Here is a 23,805-nt window from a genome sequence, read left to right on the forward strand (position 1 = left end):
TCTGCTGGCGCTAAAATAGCCGGCCAATTAGTGGCCAACGCCCTGATTCCTATATGAAAAGAATAAACAAATCTAAACAAAATAAATCATTGTGATGTACGTCAAAAGGCTCTATATTGGCCGCGTTTTTTAAACCACTGATACTTTTTTGTTCAACTAGTCAATCGGCCAGCCATCACGAGCCCCGGTTGAAGGAGAGATATGATGACGGATAAAGTCCGTATTGATAATTTTGGTGCCAACGCATTCAATGGAAACAACGACGCATTCTTGGCCCGTCAGGCTGAGTTTGAATCAAACGTCAGGAGCTACCCGCGCAAGTTGCCTTTAGCGATTGCCAAAGCCAACGGCGTGTGGATCACAGATGTCGAGAATAAACAATATCTTGACTGCCTGGCTGGCGCAGGGACGCTGGCACTTGGTCATAACCATCCTGATGTTCTGCAGAGCATCCAAAATGTCATTACCAGCGGCTTGCCGTTACATACTCTTGATCTGACGACACCTCTGAAAGATCAATTCTCAGAATCTCTGCTCTCGCTGCTGCCTGGCCAGGGTAAAGAATATTGCCTGCAGTTCACCGGTCCTTCCGGTGCGGATGCGGTTGAAGCAGCACTGAAGCTGGCGAAGAAAGTCACGGGCCGTAGCGGCGTGATCAGCTTCTCTGGTGGTTACCATGGTATGACTCATGGCGCGCTGGCGGTGACCGGCAACCTGTCACCGAAAGAAGCCGTTAACGGCATGATGCCAGAAGTGCAGTTCATGCCTTACCCGCATCTGTACCGTTGCCCACTGGGTCTCGGCGGTGAAGCGGGCGTGAAAGCCCTGACTTACTACTTCGAAAACCTGATCAACGACGTGGAAAGCGGCGTGCGCAAGCCTGCAGCTGTTATCCTGGAAGCCGTTCAGGGTGAAGGCGGTGTGAACCCTGCTCCGGTCGAGTGGCTGCAGCGCATCCGTAAAGTGACTCAGGAACACGGCATTCTGCTGATTCTTGATGAAGTTCAGGCTGGCTTTGCCCGTACCGGCAAATTCTTTGCCTTCGAACACGCAGGCATTGAGCCAGATATCATCGTGATGTCTAAAGCAGTAGGTGGTGGCCTGCCACTGGCTGTTCTGGGTATCAAAAAGCAGTTCGACGCCTGGTCTCCAGGTCACCACACCGGTACTTTCCGCGGCAACCAGCTGGCGATGGCAACCGGTCTGGCCACCCTGAAAGTCCTGACCGAGCAGAACATCGCCGGTAAAGTGGCTGAACAAGGTGAATGGCTGAAAGCACAGCTGGCTGAGATGCAGAAGCGCTTCCCGGTTATCGGCCACATCCGCGGTCTGGGCATGATGATCGGTATCGAGATCGTTAAACCAAACGAAGCGGCTGACCATATGGGTAGCCTGCCGGCTGATGGTGAACTCTCTGCACTGCTGCAGAAGAAGTGCTTCGAAGCAGGTCTGATTCTGGAGCGTGGCGGTCGTCACGGTGCAGTACTGCGTCTGTTGCCGTCACTGCTGATCACCAACGAAGAGCTGGCGATTTTCCTGGATAAATTTGAGCAGGCGCTGATTGGCGCTGGCGTCAAACCTGTTTGATTGGAAGAGTAAATGTCTGAAGTAAACCCGATTCTGGCCGCCTCTGCACAGAGCATTGAGGCGTACCAGCAGGCGATTGCCCAGAGCAGCGCCGCGGTTGTGCAGTGGCTGCAACAGCCTGAGATGTATCAAGGCAAAAGCGTTGCCGAACTGCGCGAGCGTATCACGCTCGACTTCAATCCAAACGGCCTGGGTAACCAGGCCGCGATTGAACGCGCGATTGAGTATTTCCTGAAAGACAGCCTGTCAGTGCACCACCCACAGTGTGTGGCGCACCTGCACTGCCCTAGCCTGGTGGTTAGCCAGGCTGCAGAAGTGTTGATCAACGCCACCAACCAGAGCATGGACTCATGGGATCAGAGCCCTTCTGCCACCATCATTGAGGTCAAACTGATCGAATGGTTGCGCGCACAGGTGGGTTACCCAGCAGGCGATGCTGGCGTGTTCACCAGTGGTGGCACCCAAAGCAACCTGATGGGTTTGATGCTGGCGCGTGATGCGTTCTATCAGCGTCAAGGTCATTCAGTGCAGTTGGACGGCATCACTGGCGATCTGCGTAAGATCAAAGTGTTGTGTTCTGAGAACGCGCACTTCTCGGTACAGAAAAACATGGCGCTGCTTGGCCACGGCTACAATTCTGTGGTGCAGGTGAAGTCTGATCAGTTCGCACGTATGGACGTCAAAGACCTGAAAGCCAAACTGGCGCAGGCCGAAGCCAATGGCGAGCAGATTCTGGCGATTGTCGCGACTGCTGGCACTACCGATGCGGGTGCGATTGATCCACTGCGCGAAATCGCGGGCATCGCAGCTGAGCACAACATTTGGATGCATGTCGATGCAGCCTGGGGTGGTGCACTGCTGCTGTCTGAAAAATATGGTGACTACCTGGACGGCCTGGAGTTAGTGGATTCGGTGACTCTCGACTTCCACAAACAGTATTTCCAGACCATCAGCTGTGGCGCATTCCTGTTGAAAGACGAACGTCACTACGAGCTGATGCGTTATCAGGCGGCTTACCTGAACTCTGAGTTCGATGAAGAAGCCGGTGTTCCTAACCTGGTATCCAAATCTCTGCAGACCACGCGTCGTTTCGATGCATTGAAACTGTGGATGGGTCTGGAAGCGCTGGGTCAGAAACAGTATGCCGCGATCATCGATCACGGTGTGACGCTGGCACAGGAAGTGGCGAAGTTTGTTGCTTCAGAACCACGCCTTGAGTTGGTGATGCAGCCACAACTGGCAAGCGTGCTGTTCCGCTATCGTCCAGAGCAACTGACCGATATCGCGCAGATTGCTCTGTTCAACCAGCGTATCGGCGATGCGCTGCTGGATTCAGGCCGTGCTAACGTTGGCGTAACTGAAAATCAGGGCATTACCTGCCTGAAACTGACGTTGCTGAACCCGACCGTGACGCTGGAAGACATCAAAGTCTTGCTGGCGCTGGTTGAGAAAACCGCGAATCAGTTACTGAACGCGTAATTTCGACCTATGCGATCAAGCCGATAACTGGCAACGGTTATCGGCTTTTTTATTGCCTGCCATCTTTAACTATAAATATCCAGCACCCCATTTCCAGGATGATTTTGATAACATATTGATCGGTCGAATAATTCCCTTCTTGTCACTTAATAGCCATATATCCTTGTGTAAACTCTCTCTATTCCTGACTGGTATAAACGCCTTCATTCTGCGCTGCCATTCACCGGACATTGATGACAGGAGTGTTGCTGATGCAGGTTTGCACCATGGATTACAAGAAGCTGTCGCGAGATGGTAAAACGTTGCCACTCGAATGCTATGGCATTGGTACTTTTGACGTATTATCGGGAATTGAACGTTACATAAATAATCCCGACTGCTCAGATAAAGAAAAAGCGGCTATTCCGCCTGTCACATATTGGATAGTTGATCGTCCAGAGGGGAGTTTTTTAAACCGCCTACGTGCTGAGGCAATAGATATGGCACATTTATATCGCAATCATCATGCGGAATGGTTTGCTCTCTATAACAGTCAAACCATGAACGATTATGTTTTTGTAAACGGCAATCGTCGTGGCAGTTTTCGTTTGCACCCGCTGAATACTGACGGCTCTGGGGTTTCATGGGGCTGCATTACACTTTATCGTGCCAATGAATTCCACAGCCTGAGGCGTACGCTACTCAGTCGGCCTAAATTCAAGGTTCCCGGTGGCAATGGGTTGCTTGCCTATGGGCGAATTGATGTGCGCGGTGTTCCTGATTACTCAAAGTGTGAAATCAAATGAAAATACTGATTTTCTTTATCATCCTTATTGCCGGCATCGTGTTGATCCCCGATGGACTCATTAGCCATTTAGTCAGCGTATCCGGTGATGGTGAAACAGCGATGGACAAATACGATTTCACCCTACTTCTGATCAAGGCTGCTATTTCTGCAATCATTGCCCTGGCAGTATTGCAGATTGTTCGCCGGGCGCGCTGATTCAACAGACACACCTCCCTGTGCGGCACGCTGAACTACTGAGGAATTCGCGCGATCACCTTGATTTCAAAATCGAACCCCGCCAACCAGTTTACCCCCACTGCCGTCCAGTTTGGGTACGGCGGCTCACCGAAATGCCGTAAACGCACCTCATTCACGATGGCAAATTGGTTTTCAGGATCGGTATGGAAACTGGTGACATCCACCACATCATCCATAGTGCATCCCGCCGCTTTCAGCACGGCTTGCAGGTTTTCAAACGCCAGATTGACCTGACGTGCAAAATCAGGTTCCGCAGAACCGTCATCCCGACTTCCTACCTGGCCCGAGACAAATAACAGGTCCCCGGAACGTATTGCGGCAGAATATTGATTAATTTCATACAGCGCCTGACGTCCCGCTGGAAAAATGGCATCACGTTTGTTCATAATCGCTCTCCTGATGGAAAAAAGGGTGAAACCGGGTAGCTAAGCCGGTTATCGCTTTAACATACGCCGCGTATGTATTAATATGGATAACATACGCAGCGTATGTCAATGCAAATTTTTGGAGTTGCTATGGCAGCCAAACGAAGAACAGAACAGGTAGAAGAAACGCGGGCAAAATTGATTGGGGCTGCTCGAAGGGCCTTCGCGGAGAAAGGCTATAGCGCCGCATCAATGGATGATCTGACCGCTGAAGCAGGGCTGACGCGGGGGGCGCTTTATCACAATTTCGGCGATAAAAAGGGCCTATTACAAGCCGTTATCGACCAGATCGACGCAGAGATTTTGGTACAGATGCGTGCCGCTGGGCAGCAGTTTGAATCAAAGTGGCATGCCTTTCTGGCGGAAGCGATTACCTACATTGAGATGTCCCTGGAGCCAGAGGTGCAACGCATCATGCTGCTTGATGGTCCCGCTGTGCTCGGCGATCCTTCACAGTGGCCCAATCAAACTGCCTGTCTGCGCACCACGGCAGACATGCTCTCTGCGCTGATTGCAGAAGGCACAGTGAAGCCAATGGATACTGAAGCGGCGGCTCATCTGGTGAACGGTGCCGCCTTGAATGCCGCGTTGTGGATTGCCGCCTCCAGCGAGCCGGTGGCTGCGCTTCCGCGCGCGGTTGATGCGTTTCGCGTATTGATGTCCGGACTGCTGGTTAACCCGCCTGCGGCTGCGCATTAAGTTCGCGCACATAGTCGAGGAAGGCTTGTAACGGTGCGGGGATCAAACGACGATCGTTATAGTAAAGCCACAGTCCGGAAAAACTCTGCCACCAATCGCTCAGTATTGGTTGCAGGCTGCCATTGTCCAGCGCGGGTTTGATCCAATCTTCAAACAAATACACCACGCCTGCGCCGGATATCGCGGCCGCGACGGTGAGATCCATAGCCGCGCCGATGCTGCATATCAATGGCCCTTTCGGCTGTAAACGCACCACCTCTTCGCCCTTTTCAAACTCCCAATCAGCAATCACGCCAGTGGCATAGCGGCCATATAAACAACGATGATGTAGCAGCTCACGTGGATGTTGAGGGGTACCAAATTGAGTCAGGTAGGCGGATGACGCCGCAGCGGCAAAGCGTTGCACGCGTGGGCCAATCGGCAGCGCCACCATATCCTGCTCCAGATGATCGTCGTAACGAATCCCCGCATCACAACCGTCACGGAAGATATCCTGCACATTGCTTTCCGCTACCACTTCCAACTGAATATCGGGGTAACGCGCCAGAAAACCGGGCACGATGGAGGGCAAAACCAGTCGGGCTGCGCTAACCGGCACATTGAGCCGCAACGTGCCGCCTGGTGTGCTGCGAAAATGATTAAGCGAATCGAGTGCCGCATCCACTTCATTCATGGCTGGCATTAGGCGCGTCATTAACGCCCTGCCTGCTTCAGTGAGTGCGACGGTACGCGTGGTGCGATTGAACAGCCGGACACCCAACTGCTCCTCCGCTCGCCTTACGGCATCGCTTAAACGTGAAGGATTGCTTCCTGTCATGCGGGCCGCCTCACGGAACCCACCCGCTTTTGCCACCGCCACCACTGCATGCAGCAGTGCAATATCCAATGCCATTGTTCGCTATTCCGTACACTGTGTCCTGATTTAACCGGATAGTTGCACAGCCATGTGTCGATTACAATCTGTACACACATCGACGAAGGAGGTTTTCCATGTCTCACAACGCAAATACCTATACTTTGGGTGATCGTCAGGTTAAACGCCTCGGTTATGGCGCTATGCAGCTGGCGGGCAAAGGCGTATTCGGGCCGCCAGCCGATGAGAATCGGGCATTGCAGGTGCTACGTGATGCCGTCGCTGCGGGCGTAAATCATATCGATACCAGCGACTTTTACGGCCCGCACATTACCAATCAACTGATAAAAAAAGCCCTGCATCCTTATTCCGATGACCTGGTGATCGTCACCAAAGTCGGAGCCCGCCGCGATGCGAAAGGAGGCTGGTTGCCCGCTTTCTCGCCCGATGAGTTGACGCTGGCGGTGGAAGATAACCTGCGTAATCTGGGTCTGGAGGTGATGGAAGTCGTGAACCTGCGCTCGATGCTCGACGTGCATGCACCGGCTGAAGGCTCACTGGAACCGCAGGTCGAAGCGATGATCAAGCTTAAAGAGCGCGGTCTGGTTAAGCATATCGGTCTGAGCAACGTGACGGCCAAGCAAGTATCCGATGCGCAGAAAATGACGCCGATCGCCTGTGTGCAGAACCTTTACAACCTGGCGAATCGTCAGGATGAAGCGCTGGTCGATCAACTTGCTGCACAGGGCATTCCTTATGTGCCGTTCTTCCCATTGGGTGGTTTCTCCCCGCTGCAATCCGGGCAGCTCACCGCAGTGGCCGAGGAGTTGAATGCCACTACATTGCAGGTCGCACTGGCCTGGTTACTTCAACGTTCGCCGAACATTCTGTTGATTCCCGGCACATCATCACCAGAACATCTCCAGCAGAATCTCGCCAGTGGCGATCTTGTGTTGAGTCACGATGTCGTGCAGCGTTTAAACAGCATCGCTTAGTCCTGCAAGGGTGCGGCCTGCGGGCCGCCCATCACCTTTTTAACAGCGGACCGGCCTATGAACGCGCGATAACCCCGCTCTCCACCAAACAAGCCTTCAGCACGCCAAATGCATCCTGACACTGACGCTCATCCACGCAGGCATAGCCCAGCAGCAAACCGCGCCGCTCCTGTTGATGCATATAATATTGCGATAAGGGCCTGACCTTCACGCCGCGTCGCAGCGCCAGAGCGGTAATCGCCACATCATCACATCCCGCAGGCAGGTTAATCACCAGATGCAAACCCGCCTCATGATTGACGCGAGGCATAAAATCAGCGCCAAGATAGCGCTCAATCAGACCGGCTAAGAAGCGACGACGCTGACTGTAGAGTTTGCGCATGCGACGAATGTGCGCCATGTAATGCCCTTTCTGAATAAACTCCGCCAGCGCCCGCTGCACCAGCAGATGCCCGCCACGATAGAGTTCCGCCGCCGCAACGCGCAGGGGTTGAGCCAGCGCTTTTGGCACCACCAGATAACCCAGTCGCAGTGCCGGATAGAGCGTTTTGCTGAACGTGCCCATGTAAATCACCGGCGCATCGGGCTCAAAACCTTGCAGCGAAGGAAAAGGCTGCCCCGCGAAGCGAAACTCACTGTCGTAGTCATCCTCTACCAACCAGGTTTTATGTTTGCTGGCCAAATCCAGCAACTGCTTACGTCTTTCAAGGCTGAGATGCACGCCCAATGGATATTGGTGTGACGGTGTCACAAATATCACTTTGGGCGCCCGACTGCGGGGCGGTAAGTCAGGAATAATGCCCTGATCGTCGACCGGCATGGCCTGAATCTTCAGCCCATTGATTCGTAAAAGATTACGCGTTCCCCAGTAGCCGGGCTCTTCAATCCACGCGGTATCCCCCGGATCGCAGAGCACGCGCGTGACCAGATCAACCGCCTGATGGATGCCTTCGGTGATGATGATTTGATCCGCATCCGCACGCACCGAACGGGCCACGCTGAGATAGTCCGCCAGCGCCTGTCGCAATTGCGGGCAGCCGCCATTGCTGCTGTAAATCAACCGATCGATATCGGGCTCGCGATTCAATCGCGCCTGAATCTGACTAAAGAGTTTGTGCGGGAACTGCGTGACATCCGGCGCGCCTGGCACAAACGCGCCCCATTGATAAGGGGAGGCGTTGGCATGGCCCAACAGCGATGCACCGCGTTTAGAAATCGCCGCCGTTTTCGCGCTGAGCGGCAGCGTCAGGTCATCGCCGCGCGGGCTGTTTAAACAGCCTTCAGGCAGCGTTTCGGCGATCCAGGTTCCGCTGCCGGTGCGCGCGGTAACATAGCCCTGTGACATCAAATTTTCATAAACGTTAAGTACGGTATTACGTGACACCGATAATTCCCGTGCCATATCGCGCGTGGCCGGTAATCGCGTGGCGCGTGGAAAAATCCCCTCAGCAATCGCCGCCTGCATACACGCCAACAGGCGCTGCTGCAACGTCCCTTCCGGCATAAACTGCAAACGTTCTAATACATGATCGGCGTACAAACTCCGCAATTGGCTCCATCCTTTTCTGTAAAAGTGGCTCTGGCAACAAACCTTAGTGCAGGGATAAATAAGCGTGTTTGTCGTGATTTGTAAAGACGCTTATCGCTAAGGAAAGGTTATGGAAGGTAAAAACAGCCAGCTGCAGCAACGCAAAGATGACGCACTCCCACGTGGCACCGGTAATCTTTGCAAGTGGTATGTCGATCAGGCAGAGAATGCGACGCTGCGTGACGTTGAAGGCAATAGCTGGATCGATTTCGCCGGTGGTATCGCGGTGCTCAACACCGGCCACCGTCATCCGCGCATTGTGAAAGCCATCGCGGAACAGTTAGAAAAATTCACCCATACCGCGTTCCAGGTGACGCCTTACGAGAGCTATGTCGGCCTGGCAGAGCGCATCAACAGAGTGGTGCCCATCGCCGGTAAAGCCAAAACTGCCTTTTTCTCAACCGGTGCTGAAGCGGTAGAGAATGCCGTTAAAGTTGCGCGCGCCGCCACACGCCGTCACGGCATTATCACTTTCGGTAACGCGTTCCATGGCCGTACCTTTATGACGATGGCGATGACCGGCAAAGTGGCTCCCTATAAGCGTGACTTTGGCCCAATGCCCGCCTCCGTGTGGCACGCTCGCTATCCCAACAGCGTGACCGGCATTAGCGTTGATGATGCGATGGCAAGCCTGCAGGACATTTTCACTCAGGACATTGCGCCGCAAGACGTGGCGGCCATTGTGCTGGAACCTGTGCAAGGTGAAGGCGGCTTCCACATTGCCCCTGCTGAATTCCTGGTTCGCCTGCGCCAGCTGGCTGATCAACACGGCATTCTGCTGATTGCCGACGAAGTGCAAACCGGCTTTGGTCGCACCGGCAAGCTGTTTGCCATGGACCATTACGCCGTCAAACCTGACCTGATCACCATGGCGAAAAGCCTGGCGGGCGGCATGCCGCTGTCTGCGGTGAGTGGTCGCGCAGAGATCATGGATGCGCCAGGCCCAGGTGGTTTGGGTGGCACTTACGCCGGAAACCCGCTGGCCATTGCCGCCGCGCATGCGGTGCTGGATATTATTGCCGAGGAACAACTGTGTGACCGCTCAGTGAAGCTGGGTGCAAAACTGGTCGAATTCCTCAATGAGGCACGTCGTCACTGCTCCGCGATCACCGATATTCGCGCATTGGGTTCAATGGTCGCGGTGGAATTTGCCGAGGCGCAGACCGCTCAGGCCATCCAGCAACACGCCATGGCGCGCGGTTTACTGTTGTTGACCTGTGGTCCACAAGGCAACGTGATTCGCTTCCTCTATCCGCTCACTATTCCGGATGCGCAATTCAGCCAGGCGCTGGAGATTCTCAGCAACGTGCTGAGCGCACATCAGGATTCATAGGCCCTCAGCTTATCCAGCCCGCGTGCGGGCTGGCTATTCACCTGCTGCAGCCAGGCTGTGCGACGTTACAGCCCGAGAGACAATCTGGAGAAAACAATGAGTTCACAGAATGCCGATGCGCTCGCGCAAGGCTTAAAGCCGCGTCATGTCCGCATGTTATCCATTGCCGGGGTGATTGGTGCCGGTCTGTTTGTCGGTTCCGGTCACGCCATCGCTGAAGCGGGGCCCGCCGTGTTACTGGCCTACATCGCAGCCGGTGCGCTAGTGGTGCTGATTATGCGCATGTTAGCGGAAATGGCCGTTGCCTCACCGGACTCCGGCTCTTTCTCCACCTATGCAGATAAATCACTGGGGCGCTGGGCTGGATTCACCATTGGCTGGCTCTACTGGTGGTTTTGGGTGTTGGTCATTCCGCTTGAGGCCAATGCTGCTGGCACGATATTGCACAGTTGGTTCCCGCAGATTGCCGTGTGGGAATATACTCTGGCGATCACCACGTTCCTGACGGTCAGCAACCTGTTCAGCGTAAAAAATTACGGTGAGTTCGAATTCTGGTTTGCTTTGTTGAAAGTAGTCGCCATTGTCGCCTTCCTGATTGTCGGCAGTCTGGCTATCTTTGGCCTGATGCCGGGTAGCAGCACACAAGGCATTTCTCACCTCTATGACACGCACGGCTTTATGCCAAACGGTATCGGTGCCGTACTGGCCGCCATACTGACCACCATGTTCTCCTTTATGGGAACGGAAATCGTCACCATCGCGGCAGCGGAATCACGTGAACCGAAAAAGCAGATTACGCAGGCCACCAACTCCGTCATCTGGCGTATTGCGTTGTTTTACCTGCTGTCGATATTCATCGTGATTGCACTGGTGCCGTGGAATACCCCATCGCTGATGAAAGCCGGTTCGTATCAAACGGCAATGGAGATGATGAATATTCCTTACGCACGTCAAATCGTCGATGTGGTGGTGTTGATCGCGGTGTGCAGCTGTCTTAACTCTGCGCTCTATACGGCTTCTCGCATGCTGTATTCGCTTTCCCGTCGTCAGGATGCCCCTGCCGCTGCATCAAAAACCACACGCAGTGGTACCCCCTGGGTTGCAGTCATCGCCTCAACTGCCGCTGCATTTCTCGCGGTGATTGCCAATTATCTGGCACCCGCAGCGGTATTTGAGTTCCTGCTGGCCAGTTCAGGGGCTATTGCTTTGCTGGTTTATCTGGTGATAGCGGCTTCGCATCTGGTGTTGCGCAAAAAGCGCGAGGCGCGGGGTGAGACCTTAAGTTATCGCATGTGGCTGTTCCCAGGCTTAACCTGGGCGACCATGGTGTTTATCGTGGGTGTACTGATCTCAATGTTGTTTATGCCGGCGCATCGCTCAGAAATCATCGCCACCGGTTTACTCACCTTAGCGGTATTGATCACCAGCCGCATCGTGCATCGTAAACGCGCTTTGCGCGAGCGCGAGGCGTTAGTGGCAGTGCGTTCATAACGCCAGAGATTTCCGGGCAAGGATGCCCGGAAGCCTTACTCATATTGCACATCGATACTGATCGACTCTTCCGGCACGTTAATCACCACAACGCATTTATTCCACACCGGCTTGCCTTCGGTCATATCGTGCTCAACGAAGTAGTGTTGGAAATCTTTCAATGCTTCAGTTAAATCGCCAATCGCCTGTGCATCCGGTTCAAACCAGTCTGGCTCGCCGTTTTCATCCAGATAATCGAACTGGTATTCACCGCCCTCGTCATCGGCAAACAGTTCAGCTTTTACGATTAATTCGCGCGCACCTTGCGGTCCACAGCTGAAAACAATCATCGCGATGCGGCGGTAAAGGTCTTCATATGTCATGGCAGTGTATTCCTGTTTTTAGTGAGATCCGTGGGCAGCGTTGGTCATGGATGGCATAACAACGTTACCGAGGGCTCTTATTGACTTTAAAGCTGATGAGAAGAGAATGAGGCTCTTCGAACAGTAAATTGAAAAAAATGGAGTTTATCATAGCCTGTTCCGCGCGTTTTCCCCGTATGACTCCCGTGAAAAAAATGGCCACGCTATTGGCTGCACTGCTTTTAGCCAGCTGCAGTTCCGAGCCGCCTAAATCACTGGTCACCCCATTCCCGACAGTGACGCCGAAACCGCATCCTGTTCAGCCCGCTGTCAGCGCAGAACCGGTGCGAGGTGTGTGGCTCACCACGGTGTCGCGTCTTGACTGGCCCCCCATAGCCTCAGTAAATGCCAGCCCGGCAAATCGCATTAGCCAGCAACAAAAGGCGCTGACCGATAAGCTGGATAAACTCAAAAGTCTCGGCATTAATACCGTCTTTTTCCAGGTGAAACCGGACGGCACTGCGCTGTGGCGCTCTAAAATTTTGCCCTGGTCAGATATGATGACCGGAAAGATTGGGGAAGATCCCGGTTACGATCCGCTACAGTTTATGCTGGATGAAGCGCACAAACGCGGTATCAAAGTGCATGCGTGGTTTAACCCTTATCGCGTTTCCACCAACGTGAAACCCTCGACGGTGGCAGAACTCAACAGCACACTCTCCCTGCATCCAGCCAGCGTTTTTGTGCTCCATCGAGACTGGATTCGCACCGCCGGTGACCGCTTTGTGTTAGATCCGGGTATTCCCGATGCCCGTGACTGGATCACCAGCATCGTGGCGGAGGTCGTTGCGCATTACGATATCGATGGCGTGCAGTTTGATGACTATTTCTACGCGGAATCGCCCGGCTCAACGCTGAATGACAGCGCGACATTTCGCCAGTATGGTCAGGGCTATGCCTCAAAAGCGGACTGGCGACGCCACAATACTCAACAGCTGATTGAGCAAGTCTCTCGCACCATTAAACAGCTAAAACCGCATGTCGAATTTGGTGTCAGCCCTGCCGGCGTTTGGCGCAACCTGTCACACGATCCTGCGGGATCAGACACGCGCGGCGCGGCGGCTTACGATGAAGCCTACGCGGATACTCGTAAATGGGTGCAGATGGGCCTGCTGGATTACATCGCGCCGCAGATTTACTGGCCATTTTCACGCCAGGCTGCACGTTACGATGTGCTCGCTAACTGGTGGGCCAACGTGGTGAAACCCACGCATACCAAGCTCTATATCGGTGTGGCGCTGTATAAAGTCGGCGAAACCTCCAAAATGGAACCAGACTGGACCATTAATGGCGGTGTACCGGAACTGAAAAAACAGCTCGACCTCAATGACTCTGTGCCACAAATTAACGGCACTATTCTGTTCCGCGAAAACTACCTTAATCAACCGCAAACACAGCAGGCGGTAAATTATTTACGCAGCCGTTGGGGAAGTTGATTTTCGAGCAACGCGCTACCGTCTATTCCGGTATACCTCATCCAACTTACTTTGATGAAAAATACGCCAGCAACGTCCGTTGCTGGCTTCTCTTCAGATATACGGCTCTGTTGCACTATTTAAAGGAATACTCCATTCGTTGCCATTCACCCGGACTTTCAAATAACGCCGGGTACGCCATTTTCCCGGTTCGTACTCTTCAGGCTGACCAGTGATAACCGTTCCATTTAACAGCAACTCCTTATCGTTGTTGTAGCCAAACCCCACCTTTTCATTGCCAATCCAGTGCTGTTCGAAAGCCACCACAGGGGCTGCATCAAACTTTTGCGCATCGGCTTCTGAACAGGCGGTATAGCTTTTACGGAAGATAAAACATAATCCCGCCTTGTACCGATCCTTGCCGTTCGTTTCCACCTGCGCGGTGGCAAAACCGGTGAATTGCGCCAATTTAACGTAAAGCTTAGTGCGAGTGGCACCACCTTCAATGTGCACTTTGGTCACCGGACATGAGCCTTCGCCATACCAGCTGCCAATGGTATTGGCACTATTGCGCGCCTGAAGGTAAATATTGGCCACCCCTTCCGGGGTTCGTCCAGAGTGCTGAGTTTGCGTGGCGCTTTGCGATAATATTTGCGATGTGCCCACCACACGTACGTGAATCTGCGTGCCTTCATCGGAGAAATTAAATTCGCCAATATAAAACCATTTCTCTTTATCGCTGCGGTTATCCATGTGGTGTTGAGAGGTAATGTAATCGTAGTTTAGCGATCCCTGAATGATGGCACCCCAATCCGATATTTCCATCAGCCCGCGATCACCTTCTGCCAGCAGTGACCAGGGTTCAATACCTGTGGTGCTGTAATCAAACCCGGCGCTTTGATTATGAATACTTTTTTGAATGATCAACGCGCGACAATAACCTAATTTTAGCGGGTTAGTCGTCGATTCAATTGCCAGCCCCTCAATCACCCACTGGCCATTGGTTAAATCTCCGGCAAATTCTGAATGTTCAATCCAGCCGTTACGAATAAAAGATTGGGTGCAGCGCGGTAAATCCAAAACTGGCTTCAGGGTATTTTCTTGCAAATTGAAGTTGGATAATTCTATGGCCGTACTGTGGTCCCAGGCACCTGCTTCACGGTCAGACCAGCGCGCATACACAATGCTGTCCTGACACCCTCTGGAATAAAACTGATCAATCTTACAATCCAGCGTATCAATAAGATCCAACGCTCGCCCGCCCAGATAGCGAAACTCCATACTGCTCACGCGTAGAAACTGCCCGCCGGTTATAATGTTGGCGTAAAAACCGACTTTATTAAATGCCGTACCGCCGTCTCCGCCGCTATTAGAGCTCATGCCTTTCACCACAATGCCCGATATCTCTGCATAGCGCGCATTCACTTTAAAAAAATGAAGTCCTCTGGGCTGGGTATTCCAGTTAAATACCAACGTGGTCGTCGGGAAGTAGCCAAAGTTGACGTTGGCACCCGAGACTTTAAAACGGTTAATTTCTGTTTTTGAGATGTCAAAAGTGGACATGCTAAACACCCCAGCCGTAAAGCGGATGCCGGCTGCGGGCAGCACGCGCTGCGACCAGTTATACATGCGTTTTACGGCTGCAATACAATCGGTCTTGCCATCGGCAATCGCACCAAAATCCAGCACGGTGACAGTGCTGTAGTCCTGTATGACACGCTTCCAGCGCTTTTTGCCGGCAGTGATAAAAACAATTCCGCCATCATCTTCACTGGTGCTATCAGTGGCGTCATAAACAAACACCCCCCCGCCCATTTTGCTGCCTTTGGTGTACTCCAGCACCGAAGCGATTTCCCCGGCGGATGTCGGTTCAGTAGCCCGTAATTCATCAATGGTTTTTAACTGCACAACGGTACCGGTTGAGGCGTTGACGGCATTTTGCGGTGAGGTGTTATTGGACGTATTTACCATGGTGGACCCCTTAAATATTAAGAGAAAATAACGGCACCCATGGAGTATAAGTAGCTGATAGTTAATATGTTGATGCGGACCAGTGTAAATAGAGGCGTTTACTATCCCATTGATAGATGAGATACAACAAGACCATGATTGCTGAAAGAAAGCGCAGCGGTATGGCGAAATTTTACAGAATAATCGTAGGAATATTATTACTTATCGCGGCCGCAAAAAATGACCACCTGACGTAAGATTTCGGTCGAATACCTTAAGCCGGTAACTGTTTCATTTTCTTATTTATGAAGGTTAAGTGAAGCTAAAGCGGCGCCAGCAAGCCCCGACTTGCTGGCACATCATCCTAAAATGTGGCATTAACCCCGACGTTCCAGGTCACCTGATGGTAATCGCTGTTACTGGCGACGGTGGACACCCCAGCAAAGGCATTGACCGTATCGCCCAACGGCACATTGGCCCCCACCGCCACGTCAAGCCAGTTCTTATCCCCGGCTTCCACCGTCCGTTCAAACGAGGTTTGGGTGGATTTCAAACCCGCACGCACGGTGGCATCCGTGTCACCAAACTGATGGTAATAGCTCACCTGCGCCCAGGGATTGATCACCCACTCCCGGCTATCAATACGCCAGCCGACTGAACCTATCTGCGAATGAAGTGTTTGGTCCGAATAACGCATTGAAGTACTGGTATTGCCATTTTCCTGATAGCCACCCACGCGACCATAATCCAACGCATAGCTGGCTACCGGACCGGTCGTAATATGGTTCCCCAAGGGTAAATCCCAGCCGGTTTGTACCCGCATGCCCATTAATTTACCGCTGCTGCTGCCTTGCTCAGTCCGGGTGGCTGGGCCGATGTTGATGTTGCGCTCAATACTATCGAAATCGAGATCGGCATAGTGGAGATCGGCGTTGATCCATCCTTGATCGAACAAAGTAAGCTGACTGTAGAGTGCCACCAGATTACCGCGCAGCTTATAGTCATAGTTTGAGGAAGGATTCATGCGCTGATTGCTGTTTGAGAACAGCAAACCGGTTTGCCAGTTATCGGTCAGCTGATAGCCGATCCCCAACGTCAGATTGGTGGTGTTTGCATCACCGTTGCTCCAGGCATCACCTTGATAATCGACGTGTTGCCCTGCGTAACCGCCAAACACCGTGAACTGACCCGCGCTGGCCGGTTGCTGTCGCTGCTGTTGCAAATGCCCATCCAGCGTATTGTGCATGTCTTGCGCCATCAGCGTCGTGGATTGCGACAGAGCCGCCACCTGCGCCGGGGCATCGAGGATAGACTGAATATAATCCGCCAGCATGGCGTGGACGGCCGGACTGGGATGCAAGCGATCGGCAAACAGATAATCTTGTGCGGTGCTAAAACCGGCATCAGAAGAGTGGCATTCATCTGCTGAGGTGCCTACCGGACAGGCAATACCGATGGTGTTGGTCAAACCATAACGTCCCGGGTTGGCGACCACCTCGCTAAACAGTCCAGCGATATCCACCCGGACGATATTGCCCTTCAACGCGGCCAGCTGGGCTTCTTCCTGCTGATTGTAGCCATCAGAGAGAGCAGTGACCTGAGTGCTGAGCGTTTGCCAGGCGTCGTAAAGCTGCTGAGCCAGCGCATCACGCACTGCGGGGATGCCCGAAATTTGTCCGGCGGCAACCGTGAAGGCATCTTTCACCGCCTGTTGACGGGCAGCAACATCCGGTGTTGCCGCGTTATCGAGCGACTGAAAAGCCGCGACCATGGCTGATGTTCCAAACGTTCGCAACACGAGTTGCACCATGTAGGGCGTCAGCCCCAATTGCGGAACGTTCGGCACGATAACCGCACCGGCCCCCGCATCCAGTAGTGTTTTGACCTGAGAAGCCGCAGAAATTGCACTGTTGCTGATGGTTTCACGTGCGGTCAGCGGATTGGTGACCGCGGCGGCAATGTCGTTCGCGCCGACCCAGTGAATATACAAGCCGTTGCTGTCAGCGCGCCCTCCCGTAGATTGCAGATAAGCCGCCAACTGATCCTGCGTATTCAAATCAGGATCCAGTGCAGGTACTGCCACAGCACCACCTTGTGCATAGTTGCTGCCACCCAACGTTGAAGGCTGCAGATTTTCGCCCAGGTGCGCAGCCAAAATTTCATCGTAGAGCGGATGCTGCGCGCCGTCGGCGGTAAAACGCCCAATATTGCCACCGTCGCTCAGGCTATCGCCAAAGACGGTTAAGCTGTCCCACGCCTTAGCGTAGGGTGTTGCCATCAAAGTACTTAAGGTCGCTATCGCGACAAGGGAGAGTGCGGATTGACGTTTTATCATCATCTACTCCGTGATGAGCCAGACAGAAAAAGTCTGGCGATTCAAAGGTCAGTCTTGCGCAATAACATCGCAGCTACGCAAGCCAGCAAGGTCGCATCAAAGATGCAAAAGAAGCTAAAGAGATAACAAGGACGTTTAAGGTGTAGCCAGTTATGGAAGGTAATACCAGTTTGCGCACAGAAGATTACGGCAGGCATTTTTGAGATTTTAACCTCGCTCACAGTAATTCTCTGATTTAGCGAATCTTTTTTGATAGAGCGGCCAGGCGAGGTTTCGGCATAGAAGTATTAGGATTTGAAGCTTTAACCTTTCCTCTCATTTTGTGATCTATATTGTAGTACAATCCATTTTCACTGTACTACAATGATTCCGACATCATTATTTAATTCTGCGCCAGTTTTTAGTCATACCAACAATAAAAACAATCACTCCATCTTATTTACCTGCATGCCTGGCGGGCAGTATGGCTGCTGCCTGAAAAAGGCCAAACCGATGACGAGGTCGTTATGATGAGCAACGATTTATATGCCTCTACCCTTAAACAATTGAACAGTAAAATTATCCCTTTTATCGTTATCTGTTATTTCGTTGCCAATCTCGATAAGACCAATATCTCTATCGCGGCACTTCAGATGAATGCCGATCTCGGTCTCACAACCAGCATGTATGGCTTGGGCGTCGGGATGTTTTATATCTCTTATATTCTTTTCGAAATTCCCAGCAATGTGATCATGACCAAAGTGGGCGCGCGTCGCTGGATAGCGCGCATTATGATCACCTGGGGCATCGTCAGCACCGGCATGGCACTGGTGCACACCGCCAATCAACTCTATGTGATGCGTTTTTTATTAGGTATGGCCGAGGCGGGTTTTGCACCTGGTATTATTTATTACATTGCATGCTGGTTTCCCAAAAGCAATCGCGCTCGTGCCATGTCGTTTTTCTACATGGGTTCAGTCAGCGCATCCATTATTGGTTTGCCAGTTTCGGGTGCGATATTAAACATGCATGGAATCGCAGATATTGCGGGTTGGCGTTGGTTGTTTGCTTTGGAAGGCATTCCCGCGCTGATTCTCGGTTGCCTGGTGTTATGGCGCCTGCCCGACTCGCCTGAGCAGGCTCCGTGGTTAAACTCGCAACAAAAATCCTGGCTGCGTGACCGTCTGCAGCAAGACAATGCTGACGTGGCGATCGGAAAGAATCATTCCTGGTTAAGTGCGCTGAAAGATAAAACGGTACTGCTGCTAAGCCTGGTGTGGTTTCTGCAGGCATTTGGATCCATTGGCATCACCCTGTTTATGCCGCTGATTATCAAAAGCATGGCGGCAGAACAGAGCGATTTCGTGATCAGCCTGCTCTCGGCAGTGCCTTTCATCATGGCGTGCTTATTCATGTATCTGAACGGCCGTCACTCTGACAGAACACGCGAGCGCAGTTGGCATTTAGGCTTGCCATTGATTCTTTCTGGGCTGGCATTGGCCACAGCGATCTTCACAGCAAATCTCTGGGTGGCCTATCTGCTGCTGGTACTGACAGTGGGTTTCAACTTTGCGCTGACGCCGATTTTCTGGGCGGTCACGACCGAAAAACTCGCGGGCGTGGCGGCCGCTGCCTCTATCGCCTTTATCAATACGGTCGCCAACTTTGTCGGTTTGGGATTGCCACCCGTATTGGGAAAACTCAAGGATATGACCCATAGTTATCATTCAGGTTTACTGGTGGTGGCGCTGGCCCTGATCGCGGGGGGTGTGATTGGCATTATCGTCTCGCGACCACCAAATGATCGGTTGAAAACCCTTGCCTATCCGCAGTCTGGCAAGTGAAACGCTTTTTCATGCATTTTAGTTAAATGTTCTGGAAACCGCGCCGATAATTAAGCTACCTTTACCAAAGCGGACCGCAAGCGGTCCGTTTATTTCAACATCAGGCAGCGATAACTCAATACCCCCAGCCTGCGTGCGCGCAGAGAAACACATTCGCAAGATAGAGTGTTCGGCTGTGGAAATTCAGCGGAGCGGCAAAAGCTGCACGCATTATGTTCAATGACATAATATCGCCTGAGGTCACACATGTTTGGGGTGAAGAAATCCAGCCTTTCTCTGCCATTTTATAAAAGTGGCGATGTACTCAAAGATATCAATGCAATCAAACTACATGTGGCATGGATTGAGTTTTCGCCCAGCGGTGAAATCCTCAGCGCCAACCCGCAATTTCTTGAGGTAACCGGCTACAACCTGCATGAGATTCAGGGACAACATCATCGCATTTTCTGCAGCCCGGCTTACAGTCAGTCATCGGAGTACTTTGCTTTTTGGCAGACGCTGGCCTCAGGTGAATCCGTCACCGGCATCTTTGAGCGCTTTAATAAACAACGCCAACGTTTCTACCTGAGCGCAACGTACTTCCCGGTGAGCGATGACAAGGGCAAAGTTTATAAGGTGATTAAAGTCGCCAGTGATATCACTGCCCGCCATGAAGAACTCGAGCACAAAGAGGCGGTGATCACCGGACTCGACCGCTCCATGGCCGTCATTGAATTCACCCCCGATGGCCTTATTCTGACAGCCAACGCGAACTTCCTGACACACATGGGTTACGAGCTGAAAACGATTGTCGGTCAGCATCATCGCTTGTTCTGTTTCGATAACTTTTACCGTGAGAATCCCGAGTTCTGGCGCAAAATCGCTAAGGGACAACACTTTGTCGGGCGCTTTGAGCGGAAGACCGCCGCAGGCGAACGTATCTGGCTGGAGGCGAGCTACAATCCGGTGTTTGATGCCGACGGCAAAGTGTACAAAGTGATCAAAATTGCTTCCGATATCACCACGCGGGTTGAAGCGGCAAAACGGGTCGCTGATATTGCCCTCACCACCTCAGAACAAACTTCGCAAATAACCGATAACGCCAACGAAGTGCTGGATGAAACCATCCGCAACTCCGGTCTGGTGGCCGTGCAGGTCAATGCCGCAACCGATATTGGCACACAGTTAAATGCCTCGGCCAAAAGCATCAACGAAGTGGTGGAAACCATCAATCTGATTGCCTCACAAACCAATATCCTGGCGTTAAATGCCGCGATTGAAGCCGCGCGCGCGGGTGAAGCGGGTCGTGGATTTAGTGTGGTAGCGGATGAAGTGCGGCGTCTGGCGGCGTCCACCTCCAGCGCAACCAAAAAGATTACTCAGGTCGTGGAGCACAACGCCATGCTGATTCATCAAATGGAGCAGCAGTTAAGCGAAGTGAAACAGTTCGTGGTGACTGAGCAAGATAAAATCAGCGTGCTATCGCGCAGCCTGCGTGAAATAAACAGTGGTGTGCATGAGTTTGTGAATGTCATTCATCGACTGGATGTTTAGGTGATCACCCATTAGCGATGACCAGGCGGCCTGAAGGCCGCCTTTCACTTTTAACCGCGCATGGCGTAACCGATGCCACGATCGCTCAGTATCTAACAGGCTTTTACATCATCTGCGGTTCGCGAATCGCATTGCCTTTGGCAAAGCGCGCCAGACTGTAAGGTTCAGCATCCGTAAACAGCGGTTGGTTATTCACCATCTGCGCGCACAATAAGCCCGCTCCAGGACCGATGCCGAAACCATGGCCACTGAAGCCAGAGGCGATAAACAGGCCCGGTACCGTATCCATCTCATCAATCACGGGCACCAAATCAGGCGTGGTGTCGATCCAGCCTCCCCAGGCATGATCCACTTTGATCCCGGCAAGTTCCGGGTAAAACTGAACCAGCAGTTGCATCGCTTCCTGCACAATCGACGGATCGCCGGCGGGATCGAGTACACGGATCTTTTCAAATGGCGATAAGCTCTGATTTGACCAGGAGCCAGCGGCTTCCGGACCATTAAAGAAAGAACCGTTGATACGCACTTTGAGTTTTTTGGCAATTTTGCTGCGATACATCGGATAAAATTTGGTGGCATAGCGGATATTTTGCGGCGCCAGATCGATCTGCCCACGTCCGGAGAGTGCCACGGTGTAACTGCCATCCTGACGACGGCGAATGCATAATCCGCCGATACTCAGACACCCTTTAATCACTTCCGGCGCCACCGTGGTTTTAAACGCTGTACCCAAAATATTGGCGCTCGGCAGTTCAACACCGTACTGTTTGCAGAAACGTGAACTCCAGGCACCACCACAGCAGATCACCCGGTTCGCTTTCACTAAGCCGCGCACGGTCCAGACACCGGTGACGCGCCCGCCACTGATGTCCAATCCACGCACCGCGCAGTGTTGATGCACCGAAGCCCCCAGATTTTTCGCGCCCGTGGCGATTGCCGGGGCGGCCATGGAGGGTTCAGCACGCGCATCGCTCGGTGACCACACGCCGCCCACCCATTGGGCCTGTTCGCCAATGCGCTCGCGCGTCTCTCTGCCCGTCAATAAATGGCTGACAAACCCGATTTGTTTCGCCTGCTTGCCCCAGGCTTCCCAGCGCGCCACATCTGCTTCACTCAGCGTGCCGTAGGTGATTCCCTGGCGGCTAAAGCCAAGATCGAGTCCGATTTCACCGCTCAACGCTTCCCAACGCTGCAAACTGCGTATCGCCATCGGCAGCTCATACAGATCGCGATTCTGCTGGCGGACCCAGCCCCAGTTGCGTCCCGACTGCTCACCGCCAATCACGCCTTTTTCAAACAGCGCCACGGAAACGCCCTGCTTTGCCAGTTCATAACTGACGGAAGTGCCGATAATCCCGCCGCCGATGACGATGACATCCACCGCGCTGGGGAAAGTTTCACTGTCTGCTACGGTATTCACGTTGATGCGCATGATGTTCAATCCTGACCTTTATAAATGTTGCTCAGAGGAAATATGCATGATCCACAACACAGTGGCGTCACTGGACGTCGGGTTAAAAATGTTGTGCGGTAGATGGCTCTGGAATTGAAAACTGTCACCGGGTGTCAAAAGCACGGTGTCACCGTCAATCTCCAGCGTGAGTTCACCCGCCATCACTAAACCTGCTTTTTCCCCCTTCCCCATTAACATCTCAGCAGACTGCACGCCTGCCGGGATATTGATAAACATAAACTGCAAATCATGGTCGCCCGAGGGGGAAAGCATCTGTTTTGAAATTCCCTGTTTACCCACGTTAAAGTGCGGGCGTTCCGCGGCGCGCCGGACATAATGCTCAGCACCATGAGTGTGAGCTTCGGCCTCTTCCAAAAAGGCCGAAAGGGGGACTTTTAAGACCAGACGCAGTTGTTCCAGCACACGCACCGTCGGATTCGTCAGATTGCGTTCGATCTGACTGATCGCGCCAGCGGAAACATTCGCCAGCAGCGCCAGCTCAGTGATGGTCATATTCCGCGCCTTGCGCACACGTTTGACGCGGGAGCCGATATCCGCTTCCTGAGCGCCGAATTCCCCTTTCATGCTCGATTCTTTTTTCATCTGCTGAATTCCATTCGCAATCATGTCAGCTGAGCTTAAGGGTGTCATCAATCAGGGCATGCCCCATTTGGTTTTAATCGTCTGCAACGTGCCATCCTCTTTCATACTGGTTAACGCGCTGTTGATCTGCGCCATTAACGCATCGTTGCCTTTCTTCAGGCCAAACGCCATTGGGGAAACATGCTCCGGTTTATAGCCGTCCACGACATGCATGCCTTTTAGTCCACCCGCTTTTTCCTGCGCTTTTAATATCGGATAGTCATTTAATCCGGCCGCCACGCGACCCAGTGACAAATCTCGCGTCATATCCGCAGGGCTGTCGTAGACCTTCACTTCTTTCGCAATGCCGATGGCCATCAGGCTTTGGGTATAATCGGTGCCGGCCATGGTGCCCACCACTTCACCCTTAAGATCCTGCCAGGAGTTATAAGCTTTTTTATTGTCATCCCGCACGATCAATCCCGCGCCAAAAGCCGTCACCGGTTGTGAGAACGTAATGCGTTTTGCGCGCTCTTCAGTCGGCGTCATTCCCGCCACTATCATGTCAATCTTTCCGGCGATAACAGATTGTATCAGCGTGGAAAAAGGGATTGCGCTGTATTGGATGTCCAAATGCTCACGTTTAGCCACTTCTGCGGCCACATCCGGCATAAAACCCTCAATCTTGCCCGTTTGGGTATTGAGGAAGGTAGTGGGTGCACTCGATGGCGGTGAACCCGCGGTTAACACCGCTGCACTGGCATTGAAACTCAACGCAGCCGTAAGGCCGAGGATCATCAACGGGGAACGAATAGCAGACATGACTCACTCCTGGGTGC

At 52.7% G+C, this 23,805-nt stretch carries 20 protein-coding genes; 11 read left to right on the forward strand and 9 right to left on the reverse strand.

The window, feature by feature from the left end; genetic code table 11:
• Nucleotides 1–204 precede the first annotated feature (204 nt).
• The 4 genes from IAE30_RS01140 to IAE30_RS01155 all read left to right on the forward strand — a co-directional run bounded on the left by IAE30_RS01140 (nucleotide 205) and on the right by IAE30_RS01155 (nucleotide 4,048).
• Entirely contained in the window at nucleotides 205–1,587 is a 1,383-nt protein-coding gene (locus IAE30_RS01140; RefSeq protein ID WP_034829839.1) for a diaminobutyrate--2-oxoglutarate transaminase, read from the forward strand.
• Between the two features lie 12 nt (nucleotides 1,588–1,599).
• Nucleotides 1,600–3,066, forward strand: coding sequence for an aspartate aminotransferase family protein (locus tag IAE30_RS01145; RefSeq protein ID WP_200677902.1), 1,467 nt, complete (start codon nucleotides 1,600–1,602; stop codon nucleotides 3,064–3,066).
• A 266-nt stretch (nucleotides 3,067–3,332) separates the two neighbouring features.
• The gene (locus IAE30_RS01150) at nucleotides 3,333–3,851 is read left to right on the forward strand and encodes a DUF2778 domain-containing protein (protein ID WP_234465400.1); all 519 of its coding nucleotides are present in this window, start codon (nucleotides 3,333–3,335) and stop codon (nucleotides 3,849–3,851) included.
• Nucleotides 3,848–4,048, forward strand: a complete 201-nt coding sequence (locus IAE30_RS01155; protein ID WP_045833176.1) for a hypothetical protein — start codon at nucleotides 3,848–3,850, stop codon at nucleotides 4,046–4,048. The genes IAE30_RS01150 and IAE30_RS01155 overlap by 4 nt, the downstream gene beginning before the upstream one ends.
• A gap of 35 nt (nucleotides 4,049–4,083) precedes the next feature.
• Here the strand turns inward: IAE30_RS01155 and IAE30_RS01160 are convergent, their stop codons facing one another.
• On the reverse strand, nucleotides 4,084–4,476 hold the full coding sequence (locus tag IAE30_RS01160) for a RidA family protein (RefSeq protein WP_045815354.1): 393 nt from the start codon (nucleotides 4,474–4,476) through the stop codon (nucleotides 4,084–4,086).
• Nucleotides 4,477–4,605: 129 nt separating this feature from the next.
• Between IAE30_RS01160 and IAE30_RS01165 the strand changes: the two genes are divergently transcribed.
• Complete coding sequence (locus IAE30_RS01165) at nucleotides 4,606–5,214, forward strand: TetR/AcrR family transcriptional regulator (RefSeq protein WP_200677904.1); 609 nt, start codon at nucleotides 4,606–4,608, stop codon at nucleotides 5,212–5,214.
• Here IAE30_RS01165 and IAE30_RS01170 read toward each other — a convergent pair.
• Nucleotides 5,189–6,106, reverse strand: a complete 918-nt coding sequence (locus tag IAE30_RS01170) for a LysR family transcriptional regulator (protein WP_200677906.1) — start codon at nucleotides 6,104–6,106, stop codon at nucleotides 5,189–5,191. The genes IAE30_RS01165 and IAE30_RS01170 overlap by 26 nt on opposite strands.
• Before the next feature lie 98 nt (nucleotides 6,107–6,204).
• Between IAE30_RS01170 and IAE30_RS01175 the strand changes: the two genes are divergently transcribed.
• Complete coding sequence (locus IAE30_RS01175; protein WP_200677908.1) at nucleotides 6,205–7,062, forward strand: aldo/keto reductase family oxidoreductase; 858 nt, start codon at nucleotides 6,205–6,207, stop codon at nucleotides 7,060–7,062.
• A 55-nt stretch (nucleotides 7,063–7,117) separates the two neighbouring features.
• Here the strand turns inward: IAE30_RS01175 and IAE30_RS01180 are convergent, their stop codons facing one another.
• Nucleotides 7,118–8,611, reverse strand: a complete 1,494-nt coding sequence (locus tag IAE30_RS01180; RefSeq protein ID WP_200677910.1) for a PLP-dependent aminotransferase family protein — start codon at nucleotides 8,609–8,611, stop codon at nucleotides 7,118–7,120.
• A gap of 109 nt (nucleotides 8,612–8,720) precedes the next feature.
• Here IAE30_RS01180 and gabT point away from each other — a divergent pair, with 109 nt between their 5' ends.
• Both gabT and gabP read left to right on the forward strand, forming a co-directional pair.
• Nucleotides 8,721–9,983 (forward strand): 4-aminobutyrate--2-oxoglutarate transaminase, encoded by a 1,263-nt coding sequence (gene gabT / locus IAE30_RS01185; RefSeq protein WP_200677912.1) that lies wholly within the window; start codon nucleotides 8,721–8,723, stop codon nucleotides 9,981–9,983.
• Nucleotides 9,984–10,079: 96 nt separating this feature from the next.
• Nucleotides 10,080–11,474 carry a GABA permease gene (gene gabP / locus IAE30_RS01190; RefSeq protein WP_045815360.1) on the forward strand — a complete coding sequence of 465 codons (1,395 nt, stop codon included), beginning with the start codon at nucleotides 10,080–10,082 and terminating at the stop codon, nucleotides 11,472–11,474.
• 35 nt (nucleotides 11,475–11,509) lie between these two features.
• Here the strand turns inward: gabP and IAE30_RS01195 are convergent, their stop codons facing one another.
• A complete protein-coding gene (locus IAE30_RS01195) occupies nucleotides 11,510–11,836 on the reverse strand; it encodes a hypothetical protein (protein WP_045815361.1) in 327 nt (108 codons plus the stop codon).
• Between the two features lie 137 nt (nucleotides 11,837–11,973).
• Between IAE30_RS01195 and IAE30_RS01200 the strand changes: the two genes are divergently transcribed.
• Nucleotides 11,974–13,311, forward strand: a complete 1,338-nt coding sequence (locus IAE30_RS01200) for a glycoside hydrolase family 10 protein (RefSeq protein WP_200537761.1) — start codon at nucleotides 11,974–11,976, stop codon at nucleotides 13,309–13,311.
• A gap of 93 nt (nucleotides 13,312–13,404) precedes the next feature.
• Here IAE30_RS01200 and IAE30_RS01205 read toward each other — a convergent pair whose 3' ends face one another.
• Nucleotides 13,405–15,261 (reverse strand): hypothetical protein, encoded by a 1,857-nt coding sequence (locus IAE30_RS01205; protein WP_200677914.1) that lies wholly within the window; start codon nucleotides 15,259–15,261, stop codon nucleotides 13,405–13,407.
• Nucleotides 15,262–15,604: 343 nt separating this feature from the next.
• Nucleotides 15,605–17,575 carry an autotransporter outer membrane beta-barrel domain-containing protein gene (locus tag IAE30_RS01210; RefSeq protein ID WP_200678358.1) on the reverse strand — a complete coding sequence of 657 codons (1,971 nt, stop codon included), beginning with the start codon at nucleotides 17,573–17,575 and terminating at the stop codon, nucleotides 15,605–15,607.
• Between the two features lie 509 nt (nucleotides 17,576–18,084).
• Here IAE30_RS01210 and IAE30_RS01215 point away from each other — a divergent pair.
• Complete coding sequence (locus tag IAE30_RS01215) at nucleotides 18,085–19,398, forward strand: MFS transporter (RefSeq protein ID WP_200537840.1); 1,314 nt, start codon at nucleotides 18,085–18,087, stop codon at nucleotides 19,396–19,398.
• Between the two features lie 246 nt (nucleotides 19,399–19,644).
• The gene (locus IAE30_RS01220) at nucleotides 19,645–20,931 is read left to right on the forward strand and encodes a PAS domain-containing methyl-accepting chemotaxis protein (RefSeq protein ID WP_200677916.1); all 1,287 of its coding nucleotides are present in this window, start codon (nucleotides 19,645–19,647) and stop codon (nucleotides 20,929–20,931) included.
• A gap of 103 nt (nucleotides 20,932–21,034) precedes the next feature.
• Here IAE30_RS01220 and IAE30_RS01225 read toward each other — a convergent pair whose 3' ends face one another.
• The 3 genes from IAE30_RS01225 to IAE30_RS01235 are packed head-to-tail and all read right to left on the reverse strand — an operon-like array spanning nucleotide 21,035 to nucleotide 23,788.
• Nucleotides 21,035–22,363 (reverse strand): FAD-binding oxidoreductase, encoded by a 1,329-nt coding sequence (locus tag IAE30_RS01225; RefSeq protein WP_200677918.1) that lies wholly within the window; start codon nucleotides 22,361–22,363, stop codon nucleotides 21,035–21,037.
• Nucleotides 22,364–22,381: 18 nt separating this feature from the next.
• Nucleotides 22,382–22,987 carry a cupin domain-containing protein gene (locus tag IAE30_RS01230; protein WP_200677920.1) on the reverse strand — a complete coding sequence of 202 codons (606 nt, stop codon included), beginning with the start codon at nucleotides 22,985–22,987 and terminating at the stop codon, nucleotides 22,382–22,384.
• Nucleotides 22,988–23,038: 51 nt separating this feature from the next.
• Entirely contained in the window at nucleotides 23,039–23,788 is a 750-nt protein-coding gene (locus IAE30_RS01235; RefSeq protein ID WP_200677922.1) for an ABC transporter substrate-binding protein, read from the reverse strand.
• Nucleotides 23,789–23,805: the final 17 nt, after the last annotated feature.

Origin of the sequence: Pantoea sp. S61 (assembly GCF_016625145.1) — a bacterium.
Lineage (GTDB): Bacteria > Pseudomonadota > Gammaproteobacteria > Enterobacterales > Enterobacteriaceae > Pantoea > Pantoea rwandensis_B.

Bases quoted from the DNA above. Each gene is read 5' to 3' on its own strand.
- IAE30_RS01140 (WP_034829839.1), top strand. From the start codon at position 205: ATGACGGATAAAGTCCGTATTGATAATTTTGGTGCCAACGCATTCAAT.
- IAE30_RS01145 (WP_200677902.1), top strand. From the start codon at position 1,600: ATGTCTGAAGTAAACCCGATTCTGGCCGCCTCTGCACAGAGCATTGAG.
- IAE30_RS01150 (WP_234465400.1), top strand. From the start codon at position 3,333: ATGGATTACAAGAAGCTGTCGCGAGATGGTAAAACGTTGCCACTCGAA.
- IAE30_RS01155 (WP_045833176.1), top strand. From the start codon at position 3,848: ATGAAAATACTGATTTTCTTTATCATCCTTATTGCCGGCATCGTGTTG.
- IAE30_RS01160 (WP_045815354.1), bottom strand. From the start codon at position 4,476: ATGAACAAACGTGATGCCATTTTTCCAGCGGGACGTCAGGCGCTGTAT.
- IAE30_RS01165 (WP_200677904.1), top strand. From the start codon at position 4,606: ATGGCAGCCAAACGAAGAACAGAACAGGTAGAAGAAACGCGGGCAAAA.
- IAE30_RS01170 (WP_200677906.1), bottom strand. From the start codon at position 6,106: ATGGCATTGGATATTGCACTGCTGCATGCAGTGGTGGCGGTGGCAAAA.
- IAE30_RS01175 (WP_200677908.1), top strand. From the start codon at position 6,205: ATGTCTCACAACGCAAATACCTATACTTTGGGTGATCGTCAGGTTAAA.
- gabT (WP_200677912.1), top strand. From the start codon at position 8,721: ATGGAAGGTAAAAACAGCCAGCTGCAGCAACGCAAAGATGACGCACTC.
- gabP (WP_045815360.1), top strand. From the start codon at position 10,080: ATGAGTTCACAGAATGCCGATGCGCTCGCGCAAGGCTTAAAGCCGCGT.
- IAE30_RS01195 (WP_045815361.1), bottom strand. From the start codon at position 11,836: ATGACATATGAAGACCTTTACCGCCGCATCGCGATGATTGTTTTCAGC.
- IAE30_RS01200 (WP_200537761.1), top strand. From the start codon at position 11,974: ATGGAGTTTATCATAGCCTGTTCCGCGCGTTTTCCCCGTATGACTCCC.
- IAE30_RS01205 (WP_200677914.1), bottom strand. From the start codon at position 15,261: ATGGTAAATACGTCCAATAACACCTCACCGCAAAATGCCGTCAACGCC.
- IAE30_RS01210 (WP_200678358.1), bottom strand. From the start codon at position 17,575: ATGATAAAACGTCAATCCGCACTCTCCCTTGTCGCGATAGCGACCTTA.
- IAE30_RS01215 (WP_200537840.1), top strand. From the start codon at position 18,085: ATGAGCAACGATTTATATGCCTCTACCCTTAAACAATTGAACAGTAAA.
- IAE30_RS01220 (WP_200677916.1), top strand. From the start codon at position 19,645: ATGTTTGGGGTGAAGAAATCCAGCCTTTCTCTGCCATTTTATAAAAGT.
- IAE30_RS01225 (WP_200677918.1), bottom strand. From the start codon at position 22,363: ATGCGCATCAACGTGAATACCGTAGCAGACAGTGAAACTTTCCCCAGC.
- IAE30_RS01230 (WP_200677920.1), bottom strand. From the start codon at position 22,987: ATGAAAAAAGAATCGAGCATGAAAGGGGAATTCGGCGCTCAGGAAGCG.
- IAE30_RS01235 (WP_200677922.1), bottom strand. From the start codon at position 23,788: ATGTCTGCTATTCGTTCCCCGTTGATGATCCTCGGCCTTACGGCTGCG.